The organism is Brevundimonas sp. M20, assembly GCF_006547065.1.
Taxonomy (GTDB): domain Bacteria; phylum Pseudomonadota; class Alphaproteobacteria; order Caulobacterales; family Caulobacteraceae; genus Brevundimonas.
The window spans coordinates 2,157,176-2,181,961 of sequence record NZ_CP041243.1; the positions used below are offsets into that span (position 1 = coordinate 2,157,176).

Sequence of the window (24,786 nt, forward strand, 5' to 3'; positions counted from 1 at the left end):
CTCCGGGGGAGAAGGATCATCACGCCGCGAACCGCCCGCCCTTGGCCGCATAGGCCTGCGTGCCCTCGGTGAAGACCTCGTCCGTCGGCAGGATGGTCTCGATCGGAATGGCCTCCGCGCCCTTCAGCCGCTCATAGATCGGGCCGAAGTCCTTCAGGGTCTCGCCCTTCAGCGCCTCGATGCTTTCAATCACGAAATAGACCTGCTGGAAGTCGTCGATCCGGTAGAGGGTCTTCATCACCCGCTCCAGATCAAAGCCGATCCGGTTCGGCGACGGGTCTTCCAGCGCGAACACGCTCTCGGTCGCCGAGGACACGATCCCCGCGCCGTAGATGCGCAGCTGGTCGGCCTCCTTCATCAGGCCGAACTCGACCGTGTACCAGTACAGCCGCGCCAGATTGGGCAGCATGCCCAGCGCCGCCGCCCGCTGCCCACCCTTGCCGTAGGCCTCCATATAGGCGGCGAAGTCCGGGTCGGTCAGCATCGGCACATGGCCGAACACATCGTGGAAGATGTCCGGCTCCTGCAGGTAGTCCAGCTGGTCCGGCTTGCGGATGAACTGGCCCGAGGGGAAGCGTCGGTTGGCCAGATGATCGAAGAACACCTCGTCCGGCACCAGCCCGGGAACACACACCACGGTCCAGCCGGTCAGGGCCTGCAGCTTGGGGTTCATCAGCGAGAAGTCCGGGATGCCGCCCGTGTTCAGGTCCAGCGCCTCCAGACCCTTGAAGAAGACGTCGGCGGCGCGGCCGGGCAGGATCTTCATCTGCCGGGCGTACAGGGTGTCCCAGGTCTTGTGCTCGGTCTCGGTATAGGCGCGCCAGTCCTGCGGAATCGTCCAGTCCTCGGCGGCCCCTTCGGGCGGCTTGTCAAAGACGTGCTCGAAATCAGACATGGCGGCGCTCCTGGCACTTCGGGCTCTGACGGCCCCTTGTCTGTCAATCTAGAACCGCCCGCCCGGCCACGCCAGCACCGTTCAGTGGATCGCCTGCGCGCGCGGGGCGTGGTGGCCCTCGCCGTCCATGGTGAAGTACCGGCGCTCGGCGTCGCGGGTCAGGGTCGACAGCTCCGGGTCATGCTCCAGCATGTCCTCGGGCGCATAGGCCATGAAGCCGCCGTCGGTCCCCATCGCCAGCACCTGATAGAAGGGCTGGTCGGGCGAAATGTCTCCGGTCGCGCCGACGGGACCGGCGAACACGGGGTCGACGTCGATCACCACGCCGCGGAAGCCGGCATGTCTGTGTCGAACGATCTGGCCGAGGCCGAAGCGGGCGAAGGTGGATCGGGTCATGCTCCACAGCTACGCCTGCCAACCTGAGCCGCATCACCGCCTTCCCGTTCATTTTCGCGACAGACACGCTTGGCGCGGATCAGTTTCGCGGTCTACGCTATCGGGGACGGGCGCCGTTCCGGACCGCCCACCTTGAAAGATTCGGCCCATGCCGGAGACCGCAGGCGCGTCCTCGCGCCAACGGTCCCAGCCCCGGCGGCCTGACGGCAAGCGCGCCCGCGGCGGCGCGCCCGTCGCGGCGGGGGCGCCAGGTCGCGAGGGTGTCCTTTACGGGGCCCTTGATCTGGGGACCAACAATTGCCGCCTGCTCATCGCCCGACCGGCGAAGGACGGCTTTCGCGTCGTCGACTCCTTCAGTCGGATCGTGCGTCTGGGCGAGGGCCTGTCCCGCACCGGCCGCCTCGATGACGCCGCCATGGAGCGCGCCTACGAGGCCCTGATGCTGTGCAGCGAGCGTCTGGTCCGTCGCGGCGTCGATCCGTCCCGCCTGATGGCCGTCGCGACCCAGGCCTGCCGTCAGGCCGAAAACGGCGCCGCCTTCATCGAGCGCGTCCGTCAGGGTACGGGCCTGAAGCTGCGGATCATCGACCCCGCTGAGGAAGCCCGTCTGGCGGTGGAAGGCTGCCTCAACCTGTTCGATCCGACCGCCGAGGCCATTCTGGTGGTCGATGTCGGCGGCGGCTCGACCGAGCTGAACTGGCTGCGCCGCAAGGACGGGGCCTTTGTTCTGGAGGGCTGGATGTCCGCCCCCATCGGGGTGGTCACCCTGGCCGAGCGTCATCCCGAGCCCCTCAGTGGAGACCTCCATCCCTGGTACGAGGCCATGGTCGCCGACATGGGCGCCGCCATCGCCGACTCTCCGGTCGATCCGGCCCTGCGCGAGCTGTTTGTCGCCGGTCGCGCCCACATGGTCGGCACCTCCGGCGCCATCACCAGTCTGGCGGGCATCCACCTGGGCCTGCGCCGCTATCAGCGCAATCTGGTCGACGGGCTCTGGATGACCCGCGCCGATTGCGAGGCGGCGGCGGAAAGGCTTCGGGCCCTCGGCCCCGACGGTCGCGCCGCGGAAAGCTGCATCGGCCCCGACCGCGCCGATCTGGTCCTCGCCGGCGCCGCCATCATGGAGGCGGTCCAGCGCGCCTGGCCGTCAGACCGCGTCCGCGTCGCCGACCGCGGCCTGCGCGAGGGCCTGCTGCTGGAACGCATGCGCGAAGACCGCAAACCCGCCCGCCGGAAACGGCGGAGGCGGCGGACCGGCTCCACGAAAGGCGCTGGTCAGCCCGTCACCTGAACCGGCAGGGTCACGTCGCACACAGAGAAGTCCGCGCCCCGCGCGGTCCGCGCCGCGCCGACGATGCTCATGAAGCGCTCGGAGTTCGGCGACAGCACCTGCACCGTCGGGCGTTCGGCCTCCGGAATGTCCGAACCCACCCGCACCCGGGTCATGCGATCCGGCTGGACCGAGGCCATCATGCCGTTCTCACCGTCCCCGACCTGCAACGCCCGCACCACATCGAGACCCGACACCGTCATGCCCCAGATGGTGTAGCGCTTGTCCAGCGCCGGATAGGCCTGTCGCATGATGAAGAACTGGCTGTTGGCGGTGTCATTGCCCTCGTCGCGAGCCATGCCGACCACGCCGGGGCAGTAGACGCCCCAGCCGTGCACCTTGCCGTCGCCGGTCTGGGCGAAGGCGGCGTCGGGCTGGGTCTGGACCGGCAATGATCCCAGGAAGCCCACACGCGCGCCGGTCGGCTCGGCCACCGGGGCGAACGGCATCGTGGGATCACGTCGGAAGGTGAACTCGGCCTTCAGGTCGGGCCAGGCGCTCTGGCCCTCGCCGTTGCCCAGCGGATCGCCGGTCTGGGCCATGAACCAGTCGATCACCCGGTGCCAGGTCAGGTTGTCGAAGAAGCCGTTGCGGGCCAGTTGGCGCATCCGCGCCACATGCAGCGGCGCGATCTCGGGCGTCAGTTCGACGATGATCCGGCCCTTGGTGGTGTCGATGACCAGCAGGTTCTCCGGCGCGACCGTGCGCCAGTCGGTGGACCCGATCGTGGTCTGGGGCGTCGGCGCGGGCGGCGGCGGCGGCGGACCGCCGACCTCCTGCGCCATCACCGGGCCGGTGACCAGGGTCGCCGCGGCGACCAGGGCGAACGTCAGCTTCATCATCCCCTCCCCTTGTCCCGGCTCAGCCGCCGGTGACTTCGGCCGTCGGCTGGATCTCACAGACATTGAACCGTCGGCCCAGCCGGGTGCGGGTCGACGCGAGCAATTCGGTGAAGGCCGGGCTGTTGGTTGTCATCACCCGCGCCGTCGGCCGTTCGCCTTCCGGCAGGGCCGAGGCCGTGCGGACACGCGTCATCAGGTCCGGGTCGGTCACCCGACCACCCTGGCTTTGATCACCGGCCTTCAGCGCCCGCGCCGCGTCCAGCCCCGACAGCACGCGGCCGAAGGGGGTGTAGAGGCTGTTCAGCGCATCATTGGGGGCGGTCATCACGAAGAACTGGCTATTGGCGCTGTTCGGATCGCCCGCCCGCGCCATACCCAGAACCCCGGTGCAGAACAGGGCCAGGGCGTCGGTCTTGAAGTCCGCGGTGATCATCATCTGGGCGTCCGGCTGGGTCTCGACAGCCATCGACCCGATCACGCCCAGTTGGCTCGCCCCCGTGGCGCCCGGACCGGTGCTGACGAAACCGTCAGCGCGTCCACGACGGAAGCTGAACTCACCCTGCAGATCAGGCAGTTCGCTGCCGCCCTCGCCCGTGCCCAGTGGATCGCCGCCCTGGGCCATGAAGCCCTCGATCACCCGGTGCCACTTCAGGCCGTCATAGAAGCCCCGGTTCGCCAGAGTGCGAACACGCTCGACCGACCGCGGGGCCAGGCGCGGGTCCATCTCGGCGATGATCCGGCCCTTCGACGTGTCGATGACCAGCAGGTTCTCCGGCGCGATCGTCCGCCATCCGGCGGCGGGCGCGGGCGCCGTCTGCGACCGGGCCTCCGGTGCGGCGGCGGTCATGAGAACGGCGGCGGCCGCCGCGGCGATGATCGTGTTGAAGCGCATTCTATCCCTTGACCCTGTCCAGCACCGCGGCCGCGACCGCCGGGCTGACAAAACTGCCTATATTCCCGCCCAGCCGGGCGATTTCCTTGACCAGCCGCGAGGCGATCGCCTGATGCCGCGGGTCCGCCATCAGGAAGACGGTCTCGATGTCCGCATTGAGGCGCTGGTTCATCGCCGTCATCTGGAATTCGTACTCAAAATCGGCCACGGCGCGCAGGCCGCGCACGATCACCGTCGCGTCCAGCTCTTCCGCGAAATGCATCAGCAGGCTGGAGAAGGGGCGAACCTCGACCTGATCGCCGAAGACGGCCACCTCGGCGCGCACCATCTCGACCCGTTCGGCGGTCGTGAACAGCGGACCCTTGTCATCATTCTGTGCCACGCCGATGACCAGCCGGTCCACCAGCTTCACCGCGCGCTTGATGATGTCCAGATGCCCGTTGGTGATCGGGTCGAAGGTGCCCGGATACAGGCCAATACGCATCGAAGTCCTCCCCGACTTTTCATCGGTTTAGCAGGTGCGAAACGAGCGGCCTAGATCGTCTGCGGCGCGTTCGACGCCCAGGCGGCCTGAAGGCGGTCGATCAGGGCCGGATCGACGTCCAGCGCCTGCCCGTCGATATGCGCCACCGGACAGGCCGGGGTCGCGCTGTTGCAGATGAAGGCCGACCGGAACCCGGCCAGCGCCGCCCGGTCGATCAGCCGGCTCTCGCTGTCCAGTCCGACCAGATCCAGCCCGTTCTCCAGCAACCTCTGGCCCACGCCGCGCAACATCGGCGCCCGGGGCCATATGATCCGGCCGTCCTCGACGAAGCCGATGTTCCAGATCGAGCCCTCGGACACCACGCCGTCCGGGCCGACGAACAGGGCGTCATCAAACCCCGCCGCCTTCGCGTTTCGGCGTGCGAGGGTCAGGCCGAAGGTGGCGTTGTGCTTCAGCTCGGGCATTTCCCGCGCATAGTCCTGCGTCTGCAGACGCAGGGGGTCGCACAGCGGATTCGCCGGAGCCGACACCACCGTCAGCACGCCCGGCTCGCCCTTCGCCCAGGCCGTCCGCATCGTAACGGTTTCAAGAAACAGCTGGACCCGCAGGCTGTGCCGCCCGTTCAGCCCCTCCAGCGCCGCCCGCATCCGCTCGCGCAGCCGCGCCTCGGGCACGGCCACGCCGAACAGCGCCAGCGCCTCGTCCCGCAAACGATCCAGATGCAGGTCCAGCCCACGCACCGCCCCATCCTCGACCTGCATCGAGGTAAAGGCGCCGTAGTTGGACACGATGACGGGCGCCAGCGCCTCGATGGTCGCCGGCTCCCCGTCAATGTGGATCGCGTAACTTGACATTCGGCTATATAACTTTATATAACTTAACAGTGATCAAGTGGAGCACACCTATGACCGTCTACCAACCCCTTCAGAACTATCTCAAGGATCGCTCCGAGCCCGAGGTCGTCATGTCGTATGAACAGATCGAGAAAATCCTGGGCCGCCCGCTTCCTCCGACGGCCTACGGAGACAAGAAGCGGCAATGGTGGGCGAACACGGAAACGCACAGCCAGGCCCTCGCATGGCTTCGCGCCAACCGCAAAGCCAAGCTGGACGTTCGCACTCAGCACGTCACATTTATTCAGTCAGAAGATGCGCCTGCAGCGACCACAGCAGTTCCGACCCCGCCTATGGACGGCCTGTCTCCCAGTGCAGTGCGGATGCTTGAAGACCTCTCCGAGGAGAAAAACATCAGCATCGCGCAAGCCGCGGCGGAACTCCTTAACGAGGTCGCCCGCCGCCGCCGCGCCGCGATCCTCGACTGGTTCGCGGGGAAATCGACCTTCTCTGAGACATCAAGCGTCGATCTGATCCGCGAAGACCGCGATGCCCGCTGACCGCTGGGTTATCGACGCCTCGGTGCTGGCAGCCGCCTTCTTCGAGGAAGCCGGCACCGAGGCCGCGCGCCAGTTCCTCAGCAAGGATGCGGAACTGACAGCGCCTTCCCTGCTGGCATTGGAAATCGCGAGCATCGCAGCCAAAAAAAGCTGGAAAGGCTTGGCCTCGGCAGAGACATGCGAACGCGCCGTGCTCGACACGCGCCGGATCGTCGCCCTTGTCGAGCCCGGTGCGGATCTGACGTTCACAGCATTCCGACTGGCTCGGGACCATCGGTTCTCGGCATACGACGCAAGCTATCTGGCGCTGGCTGACGCCCTCTCCTGCACGATGGTGACGCTCGATGAGCGTCTCATTGACCGTGCAAAAGGCGCCGGCCTGTCCAGACTCGTTGCGCTGTTGCCCGGCTTCCAGCCCGGACAGCCTTGATCAGCTTTCGCCGGTCCGGCCCGCGTCCTCGCCTTCATCGGCGCCGCCGTCTTCATCGCCGCCGCTGTCCGGCAGGCGCTCGACCGAGACGACCTTCTCGTCCTTGCCGGTCTTGAAGATGGTTACGCCCTGGCTGGAGCGGCTGACGATGCGGACCTGATCCATGGGGGTGCGGATCATCTGTCCGCCCGAGGTGACCATCAGCAGATCGTCGCTGTCCTCGACCGGGAAGGCCGCCGCCAGACGCGTGCCCGCGCGACCGCCCAGACCGTGCGCCGTCAGACCCTGCCCGCCGCGACCCGTGCGACGATATTCATAGGCCGATGACCGCTTGCCGAAGCCCGTCTCGGTGACGGTCAGGATGAACTGCTCGGCGGCGCCCAGTTCGGCGATCCGCTCGACCGACAGGACAGCGTCGGCGACATCGTCTTCAGCTTCAGCCGGAGCCGCGTCCTCTTCCCCGTCCGCGCCCGCCAGCGCCTTGCGCATGGCGTTGGCGTGCTTGACGTAGGCGGCGCGCTCTTCCGGCGTCGCGTCCACCCGGCCCAGAATGGCCATCGAGATGACCTCGTCGCCATCCTGAAGGCGCACGCCGCGCACGCCGGTCGAATCCCGGCCCTTGAACACGCGCACGTCGTCGGCCTTGAAGCGGATCGCCCGGCCCAGGGCGGTGGTCAGCAGGACGTCGTCCTCGGCGGTGCACAGGGCCACGCCGACCATCCGGTCGCCGTCTTCCAGCTTCATCGCGATCTTGCCGGCGCGGTTCACCGTGGCGAAGTCCGACAGCTTGTTGCGACGCACATCGCCCGAGCTGGTGGCGAACATGATGTCGTAGTCGCCCCACTCCGCCTCGTTCTCCGGCAGCGGCAGCACGTTCATGATGCTGTCGCCCGGCTCGATCGGCAGCAGGTTCACGAACGCCTTGCCGCGCGACTGGGGATTGCCCAGCGGCAGACGCCAGGTCTTCAGCTTGTAGGCCTTGCCGTTGGTGGCGAAGAACAGCACCGGCGTGTGGGTCGACGCCGAGAACACGCCCGTGACGGCGTCGTCCTCCTTCATCGCCACGCCGCTGCGGCCCTTGCCGCCGCGATGCTGGGTCCGATAGGCGTTCAGCGCCACGCGCTTCACATAGCCGCCGTGGGTGACGGTCACGACCATGTCCTCGCGCGGGATCAGGTCCTCGTCCTCCATCTCGCCGTCGCCTTCCCCGATCAGGGTGCGACGCGGAACGGCGAACTCTTCCTTTACCGCCAGCAGGTCCTCGCGGATCACCGCCAGGATGTTGGCGCGGTCCGACAGCAGGGTCAGGTGCCCCTGGATGGTCCCGGCCAGCTCACGCGCCTCGCCGAAGATGTCGTCACGGCCCAGGCCGGTCAGGCGGCTCAGGGTCAGGGCCAGGATGGCGCGCGCCTGCTCGTCGGTCAGACGCAGCTTGTCGCCGTCCACCAGCGCCGAGCGCGGGTCGGCGATCAGCTCGATCAGGGCCATCATGTCGCCCACCGGCCAGGCCTTGGCCTGCAGACGCTCGCGCGCCTCGGTCGGATCGGCCGACGATCGGATGATGTGGATCACCTCGTCGATGTTGGCGACGGCGACGGCCAGACCGACCAGCACGTGGCCGCGGTCACGGGCCTTGCCCAGCTCATACTTGATGCGGCGGACGACCACCTCTTCCCGGAACTCCAGGAAGGCTTCCAGCAGCTGGCGCAGGCCCATCTGCTCGGGGCGGCCGTGGTTCAGCGCCAGCATGTTGACGCCGAACGACGACTGCATGGCGGTGTAGCGCCACAGCTGGTTCAGGATCACATCGCCCGAGGCGTCGCGCTTCAGCTCGACCACCATCCGCATGCCGTCGCGGTCCGATTCGTCGCGGACGTCGGCGATGCCCTCGATGCGCTTCTCGCGAACCAGTTCGACGATGCGCTCGATCAGGGTCTGCTTGTTCACCTGGAACGGCAGTTCGGTGACGACGATCGCCTCGCGGTCCTTGCGGATCGTCTCGATCGTCGCCTTGCCGCGCACGATCACCGATCCACGGCCGTCGCGCAGGGCGTTGCGGGGCGCGGTGCGGCCCATGATCTCGCCGCCGGTCGGGAAGTCCGGGCCGGGCACGATGTCCAGCAGGGCCTCGTCGCCGATGTTCGGATCATCCAGCAGGGCCACCGCCGCGTCGATCACCTCACCGAGGTTGTGCGGCGGGATGTTGGTCGCCATGCCGACGGCGATGCCGCCCGCGCCGTTGACCAGCAGGTTCGGAATCCGGCTCGGCAGAACGACCGGCTCCAGCTCCTTCTCGTCGTAGTTCGGCTGGAAATCGACAGTGTCCTTGTCGATGTCGGCCAGCAGCGCCACGGCGGCCGGGGCCATCCGGGCCTCGGTGTAACGCATCGAGGCGGGCATATCGCCGTCGACCGAGCCGAAATTGCCCTGGCCGTCGACCAGCATCAGCCCCATCGAGAACGGCTGGGCCATGCGGACCAGCGCCATGTAGACGGAGGCGTCGCCGTGCGGGTGGAAACGACCCAGCACGTCACCGACCACGCGGGCGCACTTCGAATACGACTTCTCGGGCGACATCTTCAGGTCGTGCATCGAGTACAGGATGCGGCGGTGCACCGGCTTCAGGCCGTCGCGCGCGTCCGGCAGCGCCCGGCTCACGATCACGCTCATGGCGTAGTCGAGGTACGAGCGGCGCAGCTCGTTTTCGATGGTGATGGTGGAGATGTCGCCGCCAACCGGGGCTGCGGCGTTGTCGTAGGTGTCGTCGGTCAAGGAAATCGGGCTTTAAATGGCCGGAATCGGAACGTGATCCGCTATCCGGTTTTCTAGCATCCAGGGCGCCCTTAGGCAAAACCGACGCGCCCGTTCCAGGCTCGATACACAGGGATTTTCAACCATGCGCCAGCTCCTCCTCGCCGCCGCCCTCGCCGCTCCGCTGACGATGGGAGCCGCCGCCGCGTTCGCCCAGTCGGCCGCGCCCGCTCCCACCCCGCCCCCGGCCCCCGCGCCCGAGCCCATCGGCCGCGCCGTGTTGAAGACCGCCGACGGCTCCGACGCCGGGACCGTGACCGCCTTCCGCGGCCCGCGCGGCCTGCTGTTCCGGGTCGAGGGCCAGGGCTGGCCGGCGGGCTGGCACGGCGTCCACCTGCATCAGGTCGGCAAGTGCGAGGGGCCGGGCTTCACCTCCGCCGGCGCCCACGTGAACCATCCGGGCCACGCCATGCCGCACGGCCTGCTGAACAGCGCCGGACCGGATCTGGGCGACCTGCAGAACGTCCACGCCGCCGCCGACGGCTCGGCCCACGCCGAGGTCTATCTGGGCTCGACCGAGGTCACTTCGACCGACGGCCTGTCCTTCCTGGTCCACGCCAACGCCGACGACCACGTCAGCCAGCCCATCGGGGGCGCGGGCGCCCGCATCGCCTGCGGCGTGTTCGAATAAGCCTTCACGCTTGAAATTCCGGGGCCATGCCGTCCATCGTGCGGCATGGCTCTGCTTTTCGGCGATCCCGCGCCCACCTTCTCTGTCCAGGGGGCGACCAATCCCCGCTACGTCTTCGACACGGCGGCGGGGCGCTATCTGGTGCTGGCCATCGTGCCCGCAGGCCCTGCGGTCGAGCGCGCCGTCGCGACCATCGAGGCCGCCCGCGCCCCCTTCAACGACCTGCACGCCAGCGCCTTCGTCATGGTCGTCGGCAAGGACGAGGCCCGAGCGACGCGTCAGGACCGCCTGCCGGGCCTGCGCTTCCTGTTCGATGAGGATGCTTCCGCCGCCGCCCTCTACGGCGCGGTAGAAGCCGAGCGCTGGTTCCTGATCGACCCGGCCCTGCACATCATGGGCGCCGTCGGGGCCGAGGGCGCCCCCGCCCTCATCGACCGTATCGGCAAACTGCCCCCGCCGTCCCGGCACGGAGGTTTCACGGCCATGGCCCCGGTTCTGGTCACGCCCCGCATCTTCGAACCGGGCTTCTGCGAGCGGCTGATCGACCTCTATCGCAACACCGGCGGCGAGCCCTCTGGCTTCATGCGCGAGATCGACGGCGTCACCAAGCTGATGATGAACGACCAGCACAAGCGCCGCTCGGACGTCATCATCGAGGACGACCAGCTTCAGAAACAGGTCGTCGCCCGCCTGACCCGCCGACTGGTCCCCCAGATCGAAAAGGCGTTCAACTTCAAGCCGACGCGCATCGAGCGCTATCTGGTCGCCCGCTACGATTCAGAGACCGGCGGCTTCTTCCGCCCGCACCGCGACAACACCACCAGGGGCACCGCCCACCGCCGCTTCGCCGTCTCGATCAATCTGAACAGCGACTACGACGGCGGCGACCTGCGCTTCCCCGAGTTCGGCGACCGGACCTACCGCCCGCCCCCCGGCGGCGCCTGCGTCTTCTCCTGCTCGGTCCTGCACGAGGCCACCCCCGTCACCCGCGGCGAACGCTTCGCCTTCCTGCCCTTCCTCTACGACGAGGCGGCGGCGGCGATCCGCGCGGAGAACCTCCAATACCTGGACCCGGCGCTGACGGGGTGAGCGTCCACAACTTCACCTCTCCGTTCGCTCTCAAGCGAATGGAGAGGACAGATCGGCGCGTCAGCGTCGATCAGGAGAGGGCAGCTCGGTGTTAGCGGAAACTGGCTTGAACACCGGTATCGGCGGGCCAACAGCCGCCTTGAAGCGGGCGATGGGGAGGTGAGTCAGCCCCCTACGTCCAAATTTGACGCATCGCCCTGCTAGACTTCAGACTGTCGGGTCTTTGACAATCAAACGCCGCCGCACGGGTTGAGCCACCGCGCCCCATCCCCCGCCTCACGGGAAAAAGTGCGCCTTTGTGCACTTCTTTTTTTATTTGGTGCGCTTTGCGGACGCCCTCACCCGCCCTTGAACTGCAGCTCCGCCAGATGCGCGTACAGGCCGCCCTTGGCGATCAGGGCGGCGTGGGCGCCCTCCTCGACCACCTTGCCGTCCTCCATCACCACGATGCGGTCGGCGCGCAGGACCGTCGCCAGACGGTGGGCGATGACCAGCGTCGTCCGCGTCTCCATCGCCTGATCCAGCGCCGCCTGCACAAGCCGCTCGCTCTCGGCGTCCAGCGCCGAGGTGGCCTCGTCCAGCAGCAGGATCGGCGCCTCGCGGACCAGCGCCCGCGCGATGGCCAGACGTTGCCGCTGGCCGCCCGACAGGCTCTTGCCGCGCTCGCCCAGAGGGGTGTCGAACTGCTCCGGCAGGGCCTCGATGAAGCCCAGCGCCTGCGCTTCTCCGGCGGCGGTGCGGACCTCTTCGTCCGTGGCGGCTTCGCGGCCGAAGCGGATGTTTTCGTTCGCGGAACCCGAGAACAGCGGAGCCTCCTGCGAGACCCAGGCGAAGCGGTTGCGCACCTCGGTCGGGTCCGCGTCGCGCACGTCCACACCGTCCACCGACACCACGCCCGACTGCGGGTCATAGAAGCGCAGCAACAGGCGGAAGACCGTCGACTTGCCCGCGCCCGACGGCCCGACCAGAGCCACCGTCTCCCCCGGACGCACCGTCAGGCTGAAGCCCTTGAGGGCCGGCAGGTCCGGACGCCCCGGATAGGCGAACTCGACCGCCGACATCGACACCTCGCCGACCGGCGGCTGCGGCAGAACCTTGGGGGTCTCCGGCGCGGCGATGGCCGCCTGCGCCCGCATCAGCTCGTCGATCCGCTCCATGGCGCCCGCGGCCTTCTGCACATCGCCCCAGCTCTCGCCCAGCGCGCCCACGGCCCCCGCCGCGAAGACCGACAGCAGAACGAACTGCAGCAGGGCCCCGGGGCTCATCCGCCCTGTGATCACGTCCTGCGCGCCCAGCCACAGCACAAGGGTCACGCCGCCGAACATCACCACGATGATCATGGCCGTCATCAGCGCCCGCGCCTTCATGCGGATCAGCGAGGCGTTGAACGCATCCTCGACCGCCGCGCCGAAGCGGGCGACCGCGCCGCCGACCCGGCCGAAGGCCTGCACCGTCTCTATGGCGTCCACGCTCTCGCCGGCGAAGCCGACGGCGTTGGCGAACCGGTCCTGCGTCGCCACGGTCAGCTTCCTCACCCGGCGTCCGAACAGGAAGATCGGCCCCAGCAGCAGCGGCACCACCAGCAGCACCAGACCGGTCAGCTTGGGGCTGACCACGAACAGCAGGATGATCCCGCCGATCAGGGTCAGGAAGTTGCGCAGGGCGAACGACACCGAGGTCGTCATCAGCGTCTCGACCAGGGCGATGTCCGTGGTCAGGCGGCTCAGCACCTCCCCCGTGCGGATGCGGGCATAGAAGGCCGGGTCCAGCGTCAGGATGCGGTCGAACAGCCCCTTGCGCAGGTCGGCCACGACCCGCTCGCCCGTCTTGGTCACATAGAAATAGCGCACCGCCGTCGCGACGCCGAGGAACAGGGCGTTGCCGCCGAGCAGCAGGAACCACAGGTTCAGCTGCGCCCCGCCATTCTCGAACCCGTGGTCGATGGCGCCGCGCGCCGCCGCCGTCAGGCTGAGCGAGGCCACGGTCGACAGGATCAGCCAGAAGGCCGCCATCGCCATATGGCCCTTGTGCTTGAGGGCGTAGGGCAGCAGCCGGGCCAGCGGCCGGACGTCGCGTCGCTTCTCGCGCCGGTCGCCCGCCTCGCTCATCTGTTCGGCCAGCAGGGCGCCCGCGCCGGGGCGTCCGCGCAGGTCGGCGGTGGTGCTGGTCGAGGCGTTCAGATCGGTCATGGCCGCGCCTCTTGCCCCGGAACGCCCCCCGGTGTAAACGCCGCCGCTCACTCCCGCCGCTTCCGTGGCGGGTTTCTCATTTTACGCGCACGGACGGTCGGCATCGTCACCGCGCAGAGACCGGACGACGACCATGAAAGCGGACACGCACCCCGACTACCACTTCATCACTGTCGTGATGACCGATGGCACCTCGTATCAGACCCGTTCGACCTACGGGAAAGAGGGCGCGACCCTGAACCTGGATATCGATCCGACCACGCACCCGGCCTGGACCGGCGGCAACCAGCACATGCTGGACCGCGGCGGCCGCGTTTCGCGCTTCAACAACAAGTTCGCCGGCTTCATCAAGAAGTAAGTCTGGCTTTCCAGCCACACCGCTTCGGCAAGACGAAAAGAAGGCGTCGGTCCCACGGACCGGCGCCTTTCTGTTTCTCCGGAACGCCGATAAGGTCACCGCGTTGGCTTTCGGGGCGTGGACGTTGTGTCCGTGCGGCGAAACGGACGAAGAGCGACGTGATGAATCGACGGCAATTGGGTTTGGGCGCGGCGGTTTCGGCGCTGGCGTCCTCGTTCGGCGCGAGTGCGCTGGCGCAGACCCGTGACCCGGGCGCGGTCGCCTTCTACGACAGCTTCAACGACCAGCTGGCCCGTCTCCCCGCGACCATCCAGCCGGACGTCCGCACCTTCTACGAGATGAACGGCTGGCGCCCGGTGTGGACCGCCGACCGCGTCCGCACCCTTCAGTCGTCGGCCGCCCGCGCTGAACGCCACGGTCTGTCGCCGGCCGACTTCTTCGATTTCAACGCCCTGGCCGCTGATCGCGCCGGCGGTGAGATGAAGACCACCGCCGCGGCCCTGACCTACGCCCGCGTCCTCGCCGAGGGCCGCGTCCGTCCCGAGACGGTCGAGGACCTGTGGGAGATGCAGAAGAACCGCGTCGATCTGCCCGCCGGGCTGAACGACGCGCTGGCGACCAATCGCCTGCTCGACTGGTTCGAGGGGCTGGCCCCGACCGACATCGGCTATTCCAACCTGTCGGCGGGCTATGTCCGCTATCGCCGCCTGATCAGCAGCGGCGGAGGCTGGCCCGCCTTCCGCGTCGGCGCCAACATCGAACCGGGCGGCAGCGACAGCCGCATCCCCGCCATCGTCCAGCGTCTCGTCGCCGAGGGCGATCTGTCCGCCGCCGACGGCGCGCGTATCTCGGCCATGGGCAATGTCTATGGCCCGGATCTCCAGACCGGCATTCGCAGCTTCCAGACCCGTCATGGCCTGGTCGCCGACGGCCGCATCGGAACCGGCACCCAACGCTCGCTCTCGGCCTCGGCCGAGGACCGCGCCCGCCAGATCGCCCTGAACCTGGAACGCCGCCGCTGGCTCAAGCGCGACCTGCAACCCGAGCGGATCGAGGTCAACACGGCCGCGGCCATCATGGTGTACTGGAAGGACAATCGTCCGGTGCACTCGAACCGGGTCGTCGTCGGCTCGGCCGAAAACCAGACCCCCAGCCTCGAAAAGCCGTTCGCTTCGGTCGTGGCCAACCCGCCCTGGTACGTCCCCGCCGGCATCGCCCGTCGCGAGATCCTGCCGCGCGGCCCGGCCTATCTGGCCAGCCAGAACATGTACATTCAGAACGGCACGGTCATCCAGCGCGCCGGTCCGACCGCCGCGCTCGGCTATGTGAAGTTCGAGCTGCGCGACAGCTACGCCATCTTCCTGCACGACACCCCGTCAAAGGCCGCCTTCAACCTGGCCATGCGCCAGCGCAGCCACGGCTGCGTGCGGGTTCAGAACGCGGTCGAGTTCGCCCGCCTGTTGCTGTCGCCGGACCCGACCCTGCTGGGCCAGTTCGATACGGCGCAGGACACCCGTGAGACCAAGCGTATCCAGGTCGGCCGCGAGATTGGCGTGCGCCTGCTCTACTGGACCGCCTTCGTCGACGGTCAGGGCCGCGTCGCCTTCCGCGAGGATGTCTATGAGCGTGACGCCAAGCTGGCCGAGGCCCTGGGCATCGGCGTCAGCCTGCCCCGCCCGGTCGATGACGGCCGCGGCCGCGACGCCAACGACGTCGGCCCGTAAGCCGCTCAGCTAGGGAAGCTGCTCGGCGCTGATCCGCACCGCGTCACATCCGGCGGCGACCACATCCACGCGATGTGGCCAGCCGGGCGTCACATAGCCGCCCGTGGTGCGGTGAATGCCGCCGTCATCCTCGCAAACGGCGCGCACCGCGCCGCTGGCGTTGAACTTGGCCAGCCGGAAGACCCGCTGCCCCGCAGACAGGTCGCCCTGCCAGCTGAAGTCGCCCGGAACGGTCGACACGACCTCCAGCGTCAGGGCCGTCTCGCCCCGATTGTCGATGATCACCAGCGACCGGCCGCTCAGAACCACGCCCGCCGACAGCAGGCCCAGAAGCACCACCGCCCCGGTGATGGCGATCAGCAGACGCCAGCCACCGCTCAGCTTCGCCTTCACTGGCGGAACGCCGCCGCCAGTCGATCCAGCTGGCTCTGCACCGGATTGACCGCCTCTTCCTCGGGCGCATCGAGATACATCTTGCGATCCAGATGCAGGACGCGGTCATACAGCCGCTCGGACCGGACCAGATACTCGACCAGAGCGATCGGCAGGTCGCCATGGCCCGGCTCGGTCTCCAGCTTGCGCTCGGCCAGACGGTAACGGGTTTCGCAGGCGGCCAGCGCGGTCATGTCCCCCTCCCGCACGGCCCGCTGCACCAGCAGCCACGACGCGATCTGCATCAGACGCGTCGTCAGCTTCATGCTCTCGCCCGCATAGGCCAGGGCGGCGGCGCGCGACAGCAGCTTGGATTCCCGACGTCCATCCCCGTCCAGATAGGCGGCGGTCTCCTCGACCAGCTCCATCCCTTCACGGAAGGTGCGGTCGAACAGTTCCGAACGCGCGAAGTCGTCCACCACCGCTTCGCGGCTGCGGCCCGGGGGCGCCAGAATGACGGTGTCGTCGGTGGGCATGAACTCAACCAAACTCATGGAATGCGCGTATCCGTATCACGACCCGCGCGAATGCGCGCGGCTGGACAGCGAACTGCAACGCCCGTGCCATGCACGTCGTGGGGGAAAACCGGTCAGCTCCGGAAATTGAACAGCGCATCCGCGGCGTTACGCTGCGAGGACTTGCCGTCGATCGCGGCCCGCGACCGGGCTATCTCGGCCTCGAGTGTCTCGATCCGCTCCCTCAGGTCCTCGACAGAATAGCCGTCCAGATCCTCGCGCGTCAGGGCGATCAGGGGCGCGCCGCGCGCGGGCCGAGGCTCAAGATCTTCAAACATCACCGCCTCCTTCGTGGTCATCGGGGACGCAAGCCCCTATCTCACGCCCGGACACGGACGATTGCAAGGATGACGGAATGCGGGTGATCGAGATCACGGGCGGCGCGGGCCCTGCGGAAGCCCTCGTTCTCGCCGAACGTCCCGATCCGGTCCCCGAAGCGGGACAGATCCGCATCCGCGTGCACGCCTCGGGCGTAAACCGTCCCGATTTGCTCCAGCGCAACGGCTTCTACGCTCCCCCTCCCGGCGCCTCCGACGTTCTGGGGCTGGAAGTGGCGGGCGAAGTCGAACAGGTCGGCGAAGGCGTCACCCGCTGGGCTGTCGGTGATCGCGTCTGCGCCCTGCTGGGCGGTGGCGGCTATGCGGATCAGGTCGTGGTCGACGCCCGCCACGCCCTGCCCCTGCCCACCGATGTGGATTTCATCCAGGCGGCCGCCCTGCCCGAGACGGTCTGCACCGTCTTCGCCAATGTCTTCGAGGCCGGAGCCCTGAAGGCCGGCGAAACCCTGCTGATCCATGGGGCCACCAGCGGCATCGGCGTGACCGCCATCCAGATGGCGAAGGCGGCGGGCGCGAAGGTCATCGCCACCTCCAGAGGCGCGGCCAAGAGCGAGGCGGCGCGCGCGCTCGGCGCCGATCTCAGTCTGGACAGCACCGCGGGCGACATGACCACCGCCATCCGCGACTTCGGCGGCGTCGATGTGGTGCTGGACATGCTGGGCGCCGACTACGCCGAACTCAATCAGGCGGTGCTCAAGCCGTTCGGCCGCTGGGTCATCATCGCCACCCTGACCGGCGCGTTGGCGCAGATCGATCTGCTCAAGCTGATGATGAAGCGGATCGTGCTGACCGGCTCGACCCTGCGCGCCCGTCCGGCGGACGAGAAGGCTCGCCTGATCGCGGCCGTGCAAGCCGCTGCCTGGCCCTGGCTGGTCTCGGGCGCGCTCAAGCCGCCCATCGACGCCGTTTTCCCGCTGGAACAGGCCGCGCGGGCCCATCAGCGCCTGGAACGCGGTGATCACATCGGCAAGATCGTCCTGACCGCCTGAGGCTCCGGCAGGGCGGGAGGCCTCTCTCCTTTCGGAAAGGAAGCCTCCCGACCGTCAGGAGTTCCTCAGCGACCGCCGCGCCGCACGGGGCGCAGCGACGAGATGCGATCGTTGATGCCCCACTGTTGCAGGTTGCGAACGTCGTCACGGAACGTCCGGCAGTTGCCGCGATAGTAGGCGTCCGTGCAGACCTCCCACTCGCCGCGCAACTGCATTGAGCTGATGGCGTCGTTCAGGCCGGAGTTGGCCAGGTTCGGGATCGCGTCCGAGAAATTGTAGGAGGCTCCGCGGAAGTTGGCGTCCCGATACACGGTGATCGAGGCGCGACCGCCCCAGCCACCACCGCCGCCACCCCAACCGCCGCCGTTGCCGCCGCCCGGACGATCTTCATACTCGCCACGCACCGGACCACAGACCAGCAGGCCGTCGTTGTTGCGAATTTCATAGTTTCCGCAGCGATTGAGCTCGATCGAGGTGCCGCGAATGTCGCCACGACGGGTGCGGCAGTCGGCGTACAGGCGACCGCGGTTCACATACTCCCCGCTGCAGGAGTCGCGGTAGTCACCACGGGGGGCGACGCGCTCCTGACCGCCGCCCAAGGCGGGCGCCCGCTCCTGGCCGTTTGCGGCCGACATCAACGCCACTGCGGCAAGTGTCTCGATAAACATGGGGTCCCTCCCAGTGCCAAGGTGACGCAGTAACGCGTCGATGAAGCCAGTGTTCAACAGCCAAGGTGAACCGTTGCTGTACGGCTTTGTTCGAGATCGTTTCTTTTTCCCGCGAATAGGCCTATATCCGTACCATCAGCGCCCGGCCGAAAGGTCGGGCGCCGTCGTATCCGGAACCCGCCGTGACGGGTCCAAAGCAGGAAGCGAATACGCTTATGACCGACATTCTGATGCCCAAGGCCACCGCGGTCTGGATGGTCGACAACACCTCGCTGACGTTCGAGCAGATCGCCGACTTCTGCGGCCTGCATCCGCTGGAAGTGCGCGGCATCGCCGACGGTGACGTGGCGCGCGACATCCGCGGCGTCGATCCGATCACCGGCGGACAGCTGACCCGCGAAGAGCTGGACAAGGCCCAGGACGATTCGAACTACCGCATGAAGGCCGTGGTCAGCCGCCACGCCGAACTGCTCAAGTCGGCCAAGCCGGCGCCGAAATACACTCCGGTCTCGCGTCGTCAGGACCGCCCGGACGCCATCGCATGGTTCGTCCGCAACCACCCGGAAGTGACCGACGCCCAGATCTCGAAGCTGCTCGGCACCACCAAGGCCACCATCGAGACCGTGCGGAACCGCACGCACTGGAACTCGGCCAACATCAAGCCGGTCGACCCGGTGACCCTGGGCCTCGTCGGCCAGCTGGCGCTGGACGAGCTGGTCAAAAAGGCCGCCGAGAAGAAGGCCAAGGACGACGCCAAGCGTGGCGGCGCCACCCTGCAGGCCGTCGATGCCCCGGTCGAGGATGCCGAACCGGAGTTCGTCCCCGAGGAGCGCGAGCGCCGCGGCGCCGAACCGACCGCCGAGTCGGTCTTCGGCGCCCGCGACTAACTTCCCCGCCCGGGGGAGAATTAAAACGGCCCCGGAGATCTCTCTCCGGGGCCGTCGTCATTTCGGGAGGCGTGAACCTAGTGGCTACGCGCCTCCAGACTGGTGATCTCTTCCTTGAGCCGAAGCTTCTGCTGCTTGAGCTCCCTTACGCGAAGCGAGTCCGTTGCCGGGTTCCGGATCTCGCGCTGGATGGTCTCATCCAGGTTGCGATGACGGTTTCCCAGTTCGCGGATACGAGCTTCGATGGTCATGGCTTGCGCCTCCATGTCTAAGGGACCACTAGAGTGAGCGCCCGGCTTGACCGCCTGTAGAATCACATTCCGGTGAGGCTGGCGGCCTGCCGGACATCCCGACCCTGGAGCCCGATTTGGCCGAAGATGTGAACGGAGCTGTACGGAACCCGCCCCGACGGCTCATCGTCGGAATTTCCGGCGCATCCGGAATAACTTACGGGATCCGCGCCCTCGAGGCCCTGCGGGAACTTGAGGTCGAAAGCCACCTGGTGGTCAGCCGCGCCGCCCTGCTCACTTTGTCGCAGGAGACCGATCTGTCTCCCGACGATCTGACCGGCCGCGCGGACGTGGTTCACAAGCTCAATGACGTCGGCGCCACCATCGCGTCGGGCTCCTTCCGGACCATGGGCATGCTGATCGCCCCCTGCTCCGTGCGGACGATGGGCGAGATCGCCACCGGGGTGACCTCCACCCTGTTGACCCGCGCCGCCGACGTAGCGCTGAAGGAGCGCCGTCCGCTGGTGCTGATGGTGCGCGAGACGCCCTTCCACCTCGGCCACCTGCGCACCATGACCGCCCTGGCCGAGATGGGCGCCACCATCGCCCCGCCCCTGCCCGCCTTCTATGCGAAGCCGACCACCATCGCCGAGATGGTCGATCAGTCCGTCGGACGGGCGCTGGACGTCTTCGGCCTCGACTGGACGGCGGTGAAGCGCTGGGACGGCCTGAAATGAGCGATACCGAAACCTTCGGCCTCTGGGACTGGTCGCTGCGGGCCTGGGCGGTCGCCGCTGTCCATACCGCCGCCCTCGATCTTCAGGACGCCCAGGGCCAGAACCTGCCCCTCATCCTGTGGGCCGCGTGGTGCGCCCGCACCGGCCGCGTCCCCGACGCTGATGACATCGAGGCGGCCTGCGATACCGCCCGTGTCTGGCAGGAAACCGCCGTCGCCCCCCTTCGCGCCGTCCGTCGCGCTCTCAAGAGCCGCATGCCTGACTTCGAGGATGCCGACCGCGAAGCCATCCGCGCCCAGGTGAAGGCCATAGAGCTGGACGCCGAAAAACGCCTGCTGGCCACGCTGGAAGCCCTTGCGCCCGCGCCCGCCGGAGCCGCGAAACCGGTTCTGCCCGCCCTGATCGCCGTGGCCCGCGAGTGGTCGCCGATCACCCCGCGCCGATCGCTTGAACTCTTCGCAGAACGCCTTCCGGCCTGACCGGCGGCACGTTATGATCGCCGGGTCCGGGGACTGAGTATGAACGACGACGAACCTTTCCTGTCCGAGGAAGAACTGGCGCTGCACGCCCGCCTCAAGGACCTCCAGCTCGAGCACGCCGATCTCGACGCCTCCATCGAGGCGCTCGGCCATATGCCGATTCCGGACCAGCTCATGATCGCCCGCCTGAAGCGCAAGAAGCTGACTCTCAAGGACGAGATCGTGAAGATCGAGGCCCGCATCCTGCCGGACATCATCGCCTAGACGAAACGGCTCAGCGAGCCGCCAAGTTGAAATTCCTCAACACCCGGTACTCAATGTACTCGTTGGTGGCATTGATGATTTCGATTTGAGCCCCCCGGTACCCGATGATCCGGGATTCGCTCAGATCATACTCAACATCGTTATTGAACGCGGGCCGCGCCATGTTCGCTGAAAATTCGCGGTATCCGATGTTGATTTTTGTGCCCACACGACCGCTATAAAGCAACGTTTGCTGAAACGAATTATCACTCTGGATCGGAATGCGCTCCAAAGTCGCGCTCGGAACGGGGCGGCACACTTTGAGATTCAGGACCGTCACACCGCAGATCTGTTTGGTCTCGGAATTGAATTCGATGACCTGGAACGGGTCAGCTAGCGGCGCCACCCGAACGATGCCGCTCCCGGGGACCGCGCTCTGCGTATAAAAGCCCACGGAGCCTTCACCGCCGACCTTCACATAGTGTCCGGGAGTGAAAGTATACGCCCCCAAAGAGCCAACGCGGACCTCTTCCGGCAGGCGGAGTGCGTCTCTTTCTTCGAATCGCCCTTGTACGAGCATCTGCTCACCGACGCCCGCCCGGGATACGATATCAAGGGGAGGCCGACTAATCTCCTGAACGCTCGGCACGTAGCCATATCTCGGCGTTGCACACGCACCGACCAAGCTAAGCAGCAGGATGCCGCCGATAGAAGGCAACGTTCGATTTTTGATTGCAGACATGGACCCCTCCCGATTGCATGGGAGCAGTACAGTAAAAGAGAGCTGTCGCCAAAATGAGCGAGCCGAAACGGCTCAGGCCGCCTTGGCCAGCATTTCGATGACCGCCTTCGCGTCTTCACGGATCAGGCGCAGATAGGATTCCGTTGCCTTGTCGGGCTGTGTCCGCCCCTGCTCGAGATCGCGCAGTCGCCCGAGCGTGAACCCGAAGGCGTCCGCAAAGGCCTGCTGCGTCATCCCCGAACGCCAGCGCGCCGACCGCGCGATGGTGATCCGCTTCATCCGCGCCAGTTGCTCTTCGGTCAGCGGCGGGCAATCCGGATCGGACAGGGCGGCGGCGTACCGCTCTTCCTCGGTCATCGCCTCAAAGCGACGTCGATCTTCTTCGGTGATCCTGTAGCCCCCCGGGGGAGGCCTATAGCGCACCATATTGTCTTCGCTCATGACGCGAGGCTTCCCGGGCTGAGATGATGCGGATGACGTCGAGATGGCGTTCCGTAAAAACGACCAGCAAAATTCCCAGATCCGAGTAGCCAGTCACGGTCTGCCGGTACTCGCCTTGGGCGTAGGGATCGTCTTCGAAGACCGCATTCTCGTCGAAGAACACCTGCGTGGCGATTTCGAACGACACCCCATGCTTTCTGAGGTTCGCCGCAGCCTTGTCCGGGTCCCATTCGAACTCCACGCATACCTCCCGTATATACGGAATCTCCGCAGTTGAGAACTACCGGCCCTTCTTCCTGACCCACATGGCGGCGTCGGCTTCGGCCAGCCAGATTTCCGGATCGGCCTGCCCGGCCCAGGCGCGCACGCCGAACGAGCCGCCCAGTCCGGTGGCCTGCCCTTCGAATTCGAACGGCTCTGACCGCAGCGTCTCCGCCAGACGCCGCGCCTTCTCGCGCCCCTCGTCCAGCCCGGCGTTCAGCATCAGCAGGCCGAACTCATCCCCGCCCAGACGGCCCAGGGCGTCCGACTCGCGCAGATTGGCCTTCATCATCGTGGCGACATGCACCAGCGCCGCGTCCCCCGCCGCGTGCCCCAGCCGGTCGTTGACGCCCTTGAAGCCGTCCAGATCGAGATACAGCAGCACCGCCGGGGTCTCGTGACGCTGGCAATAGGCCATGGCGCTCTTCATCGCCGCGACGAACCCGCGACGGTTCAGGGCGGGCGTCAGGACGTCGTGATCCGCCGCCGCCTCGGCCGCCTCGGCGCGCGCGCGCAGGCTTTCGAGCTCGGCGCGCAGCCGCTCGATCTCGGCATAGGGGTCGATGACGGCCGCGTCGGTCACTGGGAAAGGCGCTCTACGACCGGCGACTCAACACGTCCGGCCCGACCTGAGCCTAACGCGGTCGGTTGCGGGCGCAACGCGAGTCCTGTATCGCGCCGCTTTCCGTCGGCGCAGCCCGAAAAGTGGGCACCGGTTTTCGGACAAGCTGCGCCGAACTCGAGATGTGAAGGGTGGCTTTCATGGCGACCGAGACCCCGCCGGTGGCGATCATCATGGGCAGTCGTTCGGACTGGCCGACCATGAAACACGCCGCCGACGCCCTCGACGCACTCGGCGTGGCCTGGGAAGCGAAGGTCGTCAGCGCCCACCGCACGCCCCAACGCCTCGTCGAGTTCTCGACCGGCGCCCGCGCCGCGGGCTTCAAGGTCATCATCGCCGGCGCCGGCGGCGCGGCCCACCTGCCCGGCATGGCGGCCTCCATGACCGAGTTGCCGGTTCTCGGCGTGCCGGTTCAGTCCAGGGCGCTCAAGGGCCTCGATAGCCTGCTCTCCATCGTCCAGATGCCCGGCGGCGTGCCCGTCGCCACGCTCGCCATCGGGGAGGCGGGGGCGAAGAACGCGGGCCTGCTGGCCGGTCAGATTCTGGCGCTGAACGATCCGGCGCTGATGGAGCGGCTGACCGCCTACCGCGACGCCCAGACCGCCTCCGTGCTTGAAACGGTCGAGGACTGAGTGACCGGACTGCCCCTCCCCCCCGGTTCGACCCTCGGCATCCTCGGCGGCGGACAGCTGGGCCGCATGCTCAGCCAGGCCGCCTCGCGCCTTGGCTTCAATGTCGTCATCCTCGATCCCGAAGAGAACAGCCCCGCGGGCCGGGTCTCACAGAGGCAGGTCATCGCCGCCTATGACGATCCTACCGCCCTTCAGGTGCTGGGCCGCGTGGCGCAGGCCGTGACCTTCGAGTTCGAGAACGTCCCCGCCGCCTCGGTCCAGACCCTGATGGACAGCGGCGCCCGGGTCGCGCCGGGCGCCCGCGCCCTCGCCGTCGCCCAGGACCGGGTGGACGAAAAGACCTTCCTCAACAGCGTCGGCGCCACCACCGTCGATTTCGCCGCCGTGGACAGCGTCGATGATCTGGTCGCCGGTCTGGAGCGCCTCGGCGTCCCCGCCCTGCTGAAGACCCGCCGCGAGGGCTATGACGGAAAGGGCCAGGTCTGGGTCCGCGCCCTCTCCGAGGCCGCCGACGCCTGGAACGCCATCGACGGCAAGCCCGCCATCCTCGAGGCGAAAGCCGCCTTCACCCGCGAACTGTCGGTCATCGCCGCGCGCGGCCGTGAGGGTCAGCTCGCCGTCTATCCGCTGGGCGAGAACATTCACGAGGGCGGTGTCCTGCGCACCACCCTCGCACCGGCCGAGGTCGATACGAAGACCGACGCCCGCGCCCGCGAGATCGCCGCCGCCATCCTGAACGGCCTCGACTATGTCGGCGTGCTGGGGGTCGAGCTGTTCGACCTCGGCAAGGGCGTCCTGCTGGTCAACGAGATCGCGCCGCGCGTCCACAACACCGGCCACTGGACCCAGGACGGCTGCGTCTGCGACCAGTTCGAACAGCACATCCGCGCCGTCGCCGGCTGGCCTCTGGGCCCCACCGAGCCGCACGCCCGCGTCGAGATGACCAATCTGCTGGGCGACGAAGTCGATCAGTGGCAGGCGCTCGCCGCCGAACCCGACGCCCGCCTGCATCTCTACGGCAAGGCGGAAGCCCGCCCGGGCCGGAAAATGGCGCATGTGAACCGGGTGTCGGGGCTGTAGCCCGCCCCCTCTCCCGATGGGAGAGG

At 67.6% G+C, this 24,786-nt stretch carries 31 protein-coding genes; 14 read left to right on the forward strand and 17 right to left on the reverse strand.

The window, feature by feature from the left end:
• Window positions 1-19: 19 nt before the first annotated feature.
• Both phhA and hspQ read right to left on the reverse strand, forming a co-directional pair.
• Entirely contained in the window at window positions 20-895 is an 876-nt protein-coding gene (gene phhA, locus FKQ52_RS10535; RefSeq protein WP_141627139.1) for a phenylalanine 4-monooxygenase, read from the reverse strand.
• Between the two features lie 81 nt (window positions 896-976).
• A complete protein-coding gene (gene hspQ, locus FKQ52_RS10540) occupies window positions 977-1,291 on the reverse strand; it encodes a heat shock protein HspQ (RefSeq protein WP_141627140.1) in 315 nt (104 codons plus the stop codon).
• Window positions 1,292-1,439: 148 nt separating this feature from the next.
• On the opposite strand from hspQ, the gene FKQ52_RS10545 reads away from it, so the two are divergent.
• Window positions 1,440-2,582, forward strand: a complete 1,143-nt coding sequence (locus FKQ52_RS10545) for a Ppx/GppA phosphatase family protein (protein WP_141627141.1) — start codon at window positions 1,440-1,442, stop codon at window positions 2,580-2,582.
• Here FKQ52_RS10545 and FKQ52_RS10550 read toward each other — a convergent pair.
• From FKQ52_RS10550 to FKQ52_RS10565, 4 genes are read right to left on the reverse strand one after another with little or no spacing between them, the layout of a single operon-like run.
• A complete protein-coding gene (locus FKQ52_RS10550; protein WP_141627142.1) occupies window positions 2,567-3,460 on the reverse strand; it encodes a peptidylprolyl isomerase in 894 nt (297 codons plus the stop codon). The two genes, FKQ52_RS10545 and FKQ52_RS10550, sit on opposite strands and share 16 nt — an antisense overlap.
• Window positions 3,461-3,482: 22 nt before the next feature.
• The gene (locus FKQ52_RS10555; protein WP_141627143.1) at window positions 3,483-4,355 is read right to left on the reverse strand and encodes a peptidylprolyl isomerase; all 873 of its coding nucleotides are present in this window, start codon (window positions 4,353-4,355) and stop codon (window positions 3,483-3,485) included.
• Window position 4,356: 1 nt separating this feature from the next.
• A complete protein-coding gene (gene coaD / locus FKQ52_RS10560) occupies window positions 4,357-4,839 on the reverse strand; it encodes a pantetheine-phosphate adenylyltransferase (protein ID WP_141627144.1) in 483 nt (160 codons plus the stop codon).
• Window positions 4,840-4,889: 50 nt separating this feature from the next.
• Window positions 4,890-5,693, reverse strand: coding sequence for an aminotransferase class IV (locus FKQ52_RS10565; RefSeq protein ID WP_141627145.1), 804 nt, complete (start codon window positions 5,691-5,693; stop codon window positions 4,890-4,892).
• Between the two features lie 50 nt (window positions 5,694-5,743).
• Between FKQ52_RS10565 and FKQ52_RS10570 the strand changes: the two genes are divergently transcribed.
• Window positions 5,744-6,232, forward strand: coding sequence for a hypothetical protein (locus tag FKQ52_RS10570; protein ID WP_141627146.1), 489 nt, complete (start codon window positions 5,744-5,746; stop codon window positions 6,230-6,232).
• On the forward strand, window positions 6,222-6,662 hold the full coding sequence (locus tag FKQ52_RS10575; RefSeq protein ID WP_141627147.1) for a type II toxin-antitoxin system VapC family toxin: 441 nt from the start codon (window positions 6,222-6,224) through the stop codon (window positions 6,660-6,662). The genes FKQ52_RS10570 and FKQ52_RS10575 overlap by 11 nt, the downstream gene beginning before the upstream one ends.
• Here FKQ52_RS10575 and gyrA read toward each other — a convergent pair whose 3' ends face one another.
• Window positions 6,663-9,434: a DNA gyrase subunit A gene (gene gyrA / locus FKQ52_RS10580; RefSeq protein ID WP_141627148.1), complete on the reverse strand. Its 2,772-nt coding sequence runs from the start codon at window positions 9,432-9,434 to the stop codon at window positions 6,663-6,665.
• A gap of 124 nt (window positions 9,435-9,558) precedes the next feature.
• On the opposite strand from gyrA, the gene FKQ52_RS10585 reads away from it, so the two are divergent.
• Together FKQ52_RS10585 and FKQ52_RS10590 are read left to right on the forward strand one after the other, a co-directional pair.
• Window positions 9,559-10,104, forward strand: coding sequence for a superoxide dismutase family protein (locus tag FKQ52_RS10585; RefSeq protein WP_141627149.1), 546 nt, complete (start codon window positions 9,559-9,561; stop codon window positions 10,102-10,104).
• Window positions 10,105-10,149: 45 nt separating this feature from the next.
• The gene (locus FKQ52_RS10590; RefSeq protein ID WP_141627150.1) at window positions 10,150-11,193 is read left to right on the forward strand and encodes a 2OG-Fe(II) oxygenase; all 1,044 of its coding nucleotides are present in this window, start codon (window positions 10,150-10,152) and stop codon (window positions 11,191-11,193) included.
• 338 nt (window positions 11,194-11,531) lie between these two features.
• Here FKQ52_RS10590 and FKQ52_RS10595 read toward each other — a convergent pair whose 3' ends face one another.
• Window positions 11,532-13,382, reverse strand: a complete 1,851-nt coding sequence (locus tag FKQ52_RS10595; RefSeq protein WP_141627151.1) for an ABC transporter transmembrane domain-containing protein — start codon at window positions 13,380-13,382, stop codon at window positions 11,532-11,534.
• Between the two features lie 133 nt (window positions 13,383-13,515).
• Between FKQ52_RS10595 and rpmE the strand changes: the two genes are divergently transcribed.
• Complete coding sequence (gene rpmE, locus FKQ52_RS10600; RefSeq protein WP_141627152.1) at window positions 13,516-13,740, forward strand: 50S ribosomal protein L31; 225 nt, start codon at window positions 13,516-13,518, stop codon at window positions 13,738-13,740.
• 161 nt (window positions 13,741-13,901) lie between these two features.
• The gene (locus FKQ52_RS10605; protein WP_141628325.1) at window positions 13,902-15,464 is read left to right on the forward strand and encodes a murein L,D-transpeptidase; all 1,563 of its coding nucleotides are present in this window, start codon (window positions 13,902-13,904) and stop codon (window positions 15,462-15,464) included.
• 9 nt (window positions 15,465-15,473) lie between these two features.
• Here the strand turns inward: FKQ52_RS10605 and FKQ52_RS10610 are convergent, their stop codons facing one another.
• The 3 genes from FKQ52_RS10610 to FKQ52_RS10620 all read right to left on the reverse strand — a co-directional run bounded on the left by FKQ52_RS10610 (window position 15,474) and on the right by FKQ52_RS10620 (window position 16,689).
• Window positions 15,474-15,857, reverse strand: a complete 384-nt coding sequence (locus tag FKQ52_RS10610) for a hypothetical protein (protein ID WP_141627153.1) — start codon at window positions 15,855-15,857, stop codon at window positions 15,474-15,476.
• A complete protein-coding gene (locus FKQ52_RS10615; RefSeq protein WP_240811810.1) occupies window positions 15,854-16,372 on the reverse strand; it encodes a DUF1465 family protein in 519 nt (172 codons plus the stop codon). The genes FKQ52_RS10610 and FKQ52_RS10615 overlap by 4 nt, the downstream gene beginning before the upstream one ends.
• Before the next feature lie 113 nt (window positions 16,373-16,485).
• Entirely contained in the window at window positions 16,486-16,689 is a 204-nt protein-coding gene (locus FKQ52_RS10620; protein ID WP_141627155.1) for a DUF1192 domain-containing protein, read from the reverse strand.
• Window positions 16,690-16,766: 77 nt separating this feature from the next.
• On the opposite strand from FKQ52_RS10620, the gene FKQ52_RS10625 reads away from it, so the two are divergent.
• Complete coding sequence (locus FKQ52_RS10625; protein ID WP_141627156.1) at window positions 16,767-17,738, forward strand: NAD(P)H-quinone oxidoreductase; 972 nt, start codon at window positions 16,767-16,769, stop codon at window positions 17,736-17,738.
• Between the two features lie 65 nt (window positions 17,739-17,803).
• Here the strand turns inward: FKQ52_RS10625 and FKQ52_RS10630 are convergent, their stop codons facing one another.
• Entirely contained in the window at window positions 17,804-18,406 is a 603-nt protein-coding gene (locus FKQ52_RS10630; RefSeq protein ID WP_240811626.1) for a beta/gamma crystallin-related protein, read from the reverse strand.
• 215 nt (window positions 18,407-18,621) lie between these two features.
• Between FKQ52_RS10630 and FKQ52_RS10635 the strand changes: the two genes are divergently transcribed.
• Window positions 18,622-19,293 (forward strand): DUF1013 domain-containing protein, encoded by a 672-nt coding sequence (locus tag FKQ52_RS10635; protein ID WP_141627157.1) that lies wholly within the window; start codon window positions 18,622-18,624, stop codon window positions 19,291-19,293.
• A gap of 77 nt (window positions 19,294-19,370) precedes the next feature.
• Here the strand turns inward: FKQ52_RS10635 and FKQ52_RS10640 are convergent, their stop codons facing one another.
• On the reverse strand, window positions 19,371-19,544 hold the full coding sequence (locus FKQ52_RS10640; protein ID WP_141627158.1) for a YdcH family protein: 174 nt from the start codon (window positions 19,542-19,544) through the stop codon (window positions 19,371-19,373).
• Between the two features lie 128 nt (window positions 19,545-19,672).
• Here FKQ52_RS10640 and FKQ52_RS10645 point away from each other — a divergent pair, with 128 nt between their 5' ends.
• Genes FKQ52_RS10645 through FKQ52_RS10655 form a run of 3 tightly spaced genes read left to right on the forward strand, consistent with a single transcriptional unit; the run spans window position 19,673 to window position 21,003 of the window.
• Window positions 19,673-20,260: a UbiX family flavin prenyltransferase gene (locus tag FKQ52_RS10645; RefSeq protein WP_141628327.1), complete on the forward strand. Its 588-nt coding sequence runs from the start codon at window positions 19,673-19,675 to the stop codon at window positions 20,258-20,260.
• A complete protein-coding gene (locus FKQ52_RS10650; RefSeq protein WP_141627159.1) occupies window positions 20,257-20,739 on the forward strand; it encodes a TIGR02444 family protein in 483 nt (160 codons plus the stop codon). The genes FKQ52_RS10645 and FKQ52_RS10650 overlap by 4 nt, the downstream gene beginning before the upstream one ends.
• A 39-nt stretch (window positions 20,740-20,778) precedes the next feature.
• Window positions 20,779-21,003 carry a YdcH family protein gene (locus FKQ52_RS10655; RefSeq protein WP_141627160.1) on the forward strand — a complete coding sequence of 75 codons (225 nt, stop codon included), beginning with the start codon at window positions 20,779-20,781 and terminating at the stop codon, window positions 21,001-21,003.
• A 10-nt stretch (window positions 21,004-21,013) separates the two neighbouring features.
• Here FKQ52_RS10655 and FKQ52_RS10660 read toward each other — a convergent pair whose 3' ends face one another.
• From FKQ52_RS10660 to FKQ52_RS10675, 4 genes are all read right to left on the reverse strand, one after another.
• A complete protein-coding gene (locus FKQ52_RS10660) occupies window positions 21,014-21,724 on the reverse strand; it encodes a hypothetical protein (protein WP_141627161.1) in 711 nt (236 codons plus the stop codon).
• 72 nt (window positions 21,725-21,796) lie between these two features.
• Entirely contained in the window at window positions 21,797-22,165 is a 369-nt protein-coding gene (locus FKQ52_RS10665; RefSeq protein ID WP_205750741.1) for a DNA-binding transcriptional regulator, read from the reverse strand.
• On the reverse strand, window positions 22,137-22,406 hold the full coding sequence (locus FKQ52_RS10670; RefSeq protein ID WP_141627163.1) for a BrnT family toxin: 270 nt from the start codon (window positions 22,404-22,406) through the stop codon (window positions 22,137-22,139). Before FKQ52_RS10670 ends, FKQ52_RS10665 begins: the two co-directional genes overlap by 29 nt.
• Before the next feature lie 39 nt (window positions 22,407-22,445).
• Window positions 22,446-23,009 (reverse strand): GGDEF domain-containing protein, encoded by a 564-nt coding sequence (locus tag FKQ52_RS10675; RefSeq protein WP_141627164.1) that lies wholly within the window; start codon window positions 23,007-23,009, stop codon window positions 22,446-22,448.
• 179 nt (window positions 23,010-23,188) lie between these two features.
• On the opposite strand from FKQ52_RS10675, the gene purE reads away from it, so the two are divergent.
• Both purE and FKQ52_RS10685 read left to right on the forward strand, forming a co-directional pair.
• Entirely contained in the window at window positions 23,189-23,680 is a 492-nt protein-coding gene (gene purE, locus FKQ52_RS10680; protein ID WP_141627165.1) for a 5-(carboxyamino)imidazole ribonucleotide mutase, read from the forward strand.
• A complete protein-coding gene (locus FKQ52_RS10685) occupies window positions 23,681-24,760 on the forward strand; it encodes a 5-(carboxyamino)imidazole ribonucleotide synthase (RefSeq protein WP_141627166.1) in 1,080 nt (359 codons plus the stop codon).
• The last annotated feature ends 26 nt before the right edge of the window (window positions 24,761-24,786 follow it).

What these genes read in the sequence shown, in the direction of transcription:
- FKQ52_RS10590 (WP_141627150.1), top strand. Translation starts at nt 10,150, where the DNA reads ATGGCTCTGCTTTTCGGCGATCCCGCGCCCACCTTCTCTGTCCAGGGG.
- FKQ52_RS10565 (WP_141627145.1), bottom strand. Translation starts at nt 5,693, where the DNA reads ATGTCAAGTTACGCGATCCACATTGACGGGGAGCCGGCGACCATCGAG.
- FKQ52_RS10585 (WP_141627149.1), top strand. Translation starts at nt 9,559, where the DNA reads ATGCGCCAGCTCCTCCTCGCCGCCGCCCTCGCCGCTCCGCTGACGATG.
- FKQ52_RS10595 (WP_141627151.1), bottom strand. Translation starts at nt 13,382, where the DNA reads ATGACCGATCTGAACGCCTCGACCAGCACCACCGCCGACCTGCGCGGA.
- FKQ52_RS10555 (WP_141627143.1), bottom strand. Translation starts at nt 4,355, where the DNA reads ATGCGCTTCAACACGATCATCGCCGCGGCGGCCGCCGCCGTTCTCATG.
- FKQ52_RS10650 (WP_141627159.1), top strand. Translation starts at nt 20,257, where the DNA reads ATGAGCGATACCGAAACCTTCGGCCTCTGGGACTGGTCGCTGCGGGCC.
- hspQ (WP_141627140.1), bottom strand. Translation starts at nt 1,291, where the DNA reads ATGACCCGATCCACCTTCGCCCGCTTCGGCCTCGGCCAGATCGTTCGA.
- FKQ52_RS10640 (WP_141627158.1), bottom strand. Translation starts at nt 19,544, where the DNA reads ATGACCATCGAAGCTCGTATCCGCGAACTGGGAAACCGTCATCGCAAC.
- FKQ52_RS10635 (WP_141627157.1), top strand. Translation starts at nt 18,622, where the DNA reads ATGACCGACATTCTGATGCCCAAGGCCACCGCGGTCTGGATGGTCGAC.
- rpmE (WP_141627152.1), top strand. Translation starts at nt 13,516, where the DNA reads ATGAAAGCGGACACGCACCCCGACTACCACTTCATCACTGTCGTGATG.
- FKQ52_RS10660 (WP_141627161.1), bottom strand. Translation starts at nt 21,724, where the DNA reads ATGTCTGCAATCAAAAATCGAACGTTGCCTTCTATCGGCGGCATCCTG.
- coaD (WP_141627144.1), bottom strand. Translation starts at nt 4,839, where the DNA reads ATGCGTATTGGCCTGTATCCGGGCACCTTCGACCCGATCACCAACGGG.
- FKQ52_RS10665 (WP_205750741.1), bottom strand. Translation starts at nt 22,165, where the DNA reads ATGAGCGAAGACAATATGGTGCGCTATAGGCCTCCCCCGGGGGGCTAC.
- FKQ52_RS10615 (WP_240811810.1), bottom strand. Translation starts at nt 16,372, where the DNA reads ATGCCCACCGACGACACCGTCATTCTGGCGCCCCCGGGCCGCAGCCGC.
- FKQ52_RS10620 (WP_141627155.1), bottom strand. Translation starts at nt 16,689, where the DNA reads ATGTTTGAAGATCTTGAGCCTCGGCCCGCGCGCGGCGCGCCCCTGATC.
- FKQ52_RS10630 (WP_240811626.1), bottom strand. Translation starts at nt 18,406, where the DNA reads ATGTTTATCGAGACACTTGCCGCAGTGGCGTTGATGTCGGCCGCAAAC.
- FKQ52_RS10625 (WP_141627156.1), top strand. Translation starts at nt 16,767, where the DNA reads ATGCGGGTGATCGAGATCACGGGCGGCGCGGGCCCTGCGGAAGCCCTC.
- FKQ52_RS10570 (WP_141627146.1), top strand. Translation starts at nt 5,744, where the DNA reads ATGACCGTCTACCAACCCCTTCAGAACTATCTCAAGGATCGCTCCGAG.
- FKQ52_RS10605 (WP_141628325.1), top strand. Translation starts at nt 13,902, where the DNA reads ATGAATCGACGGCAATTGGGTTTGGGCGCGGCGGTTTCGGCGCTGGCG.
- FKQ52_RS10550 (WP_141627142.1), bottom strand. Translation starts at nt 3,460, where the DNA reads ATGAAGCTGACGTTCGCCCTGGTCGCCGCGGCGACCCTGGTCACCGGC.
- phhA (WP_141627139.1), bottom strand. Translation starts at nt 895, where the DNA reads ATGTCTGATTTCGAGCACGTCTTTGACAAGCCGCCCGAAGGGGCCGCC.
- purE (WP_141627165.1), top strand. Translation starts at nt 23,189, where the DNA reads ATGGCGACCGAGACCCCGCCGGTGGCGATCATCATGGGCAGTCGTTCG.
- FKQ52_RS10655 (WP_141627160.1), top strand. Translation starts at nt 20,779, where the DNA reads ATGAACGACGACGAACCTTTCCTGTCCGAGGAAGAACTGGCGCTGCAC.
- FKQ52_RS10545 (WP_141627141.1), top strand. Translation starts at nt 1,440, where the DNA reads ATGCCGGAGACCGCAGGCGCGTCCTCGCGCCAACGGTCCCAGCCCCGG.
- FKQ52_RS10575 (WP_141627147.1), top strand. Translation starts at nt 6,222, where the DNA reads ATGCCCGCTGACCGCTGGGTTATCGACGCCTCGGTGCTGGCAGCCGCC.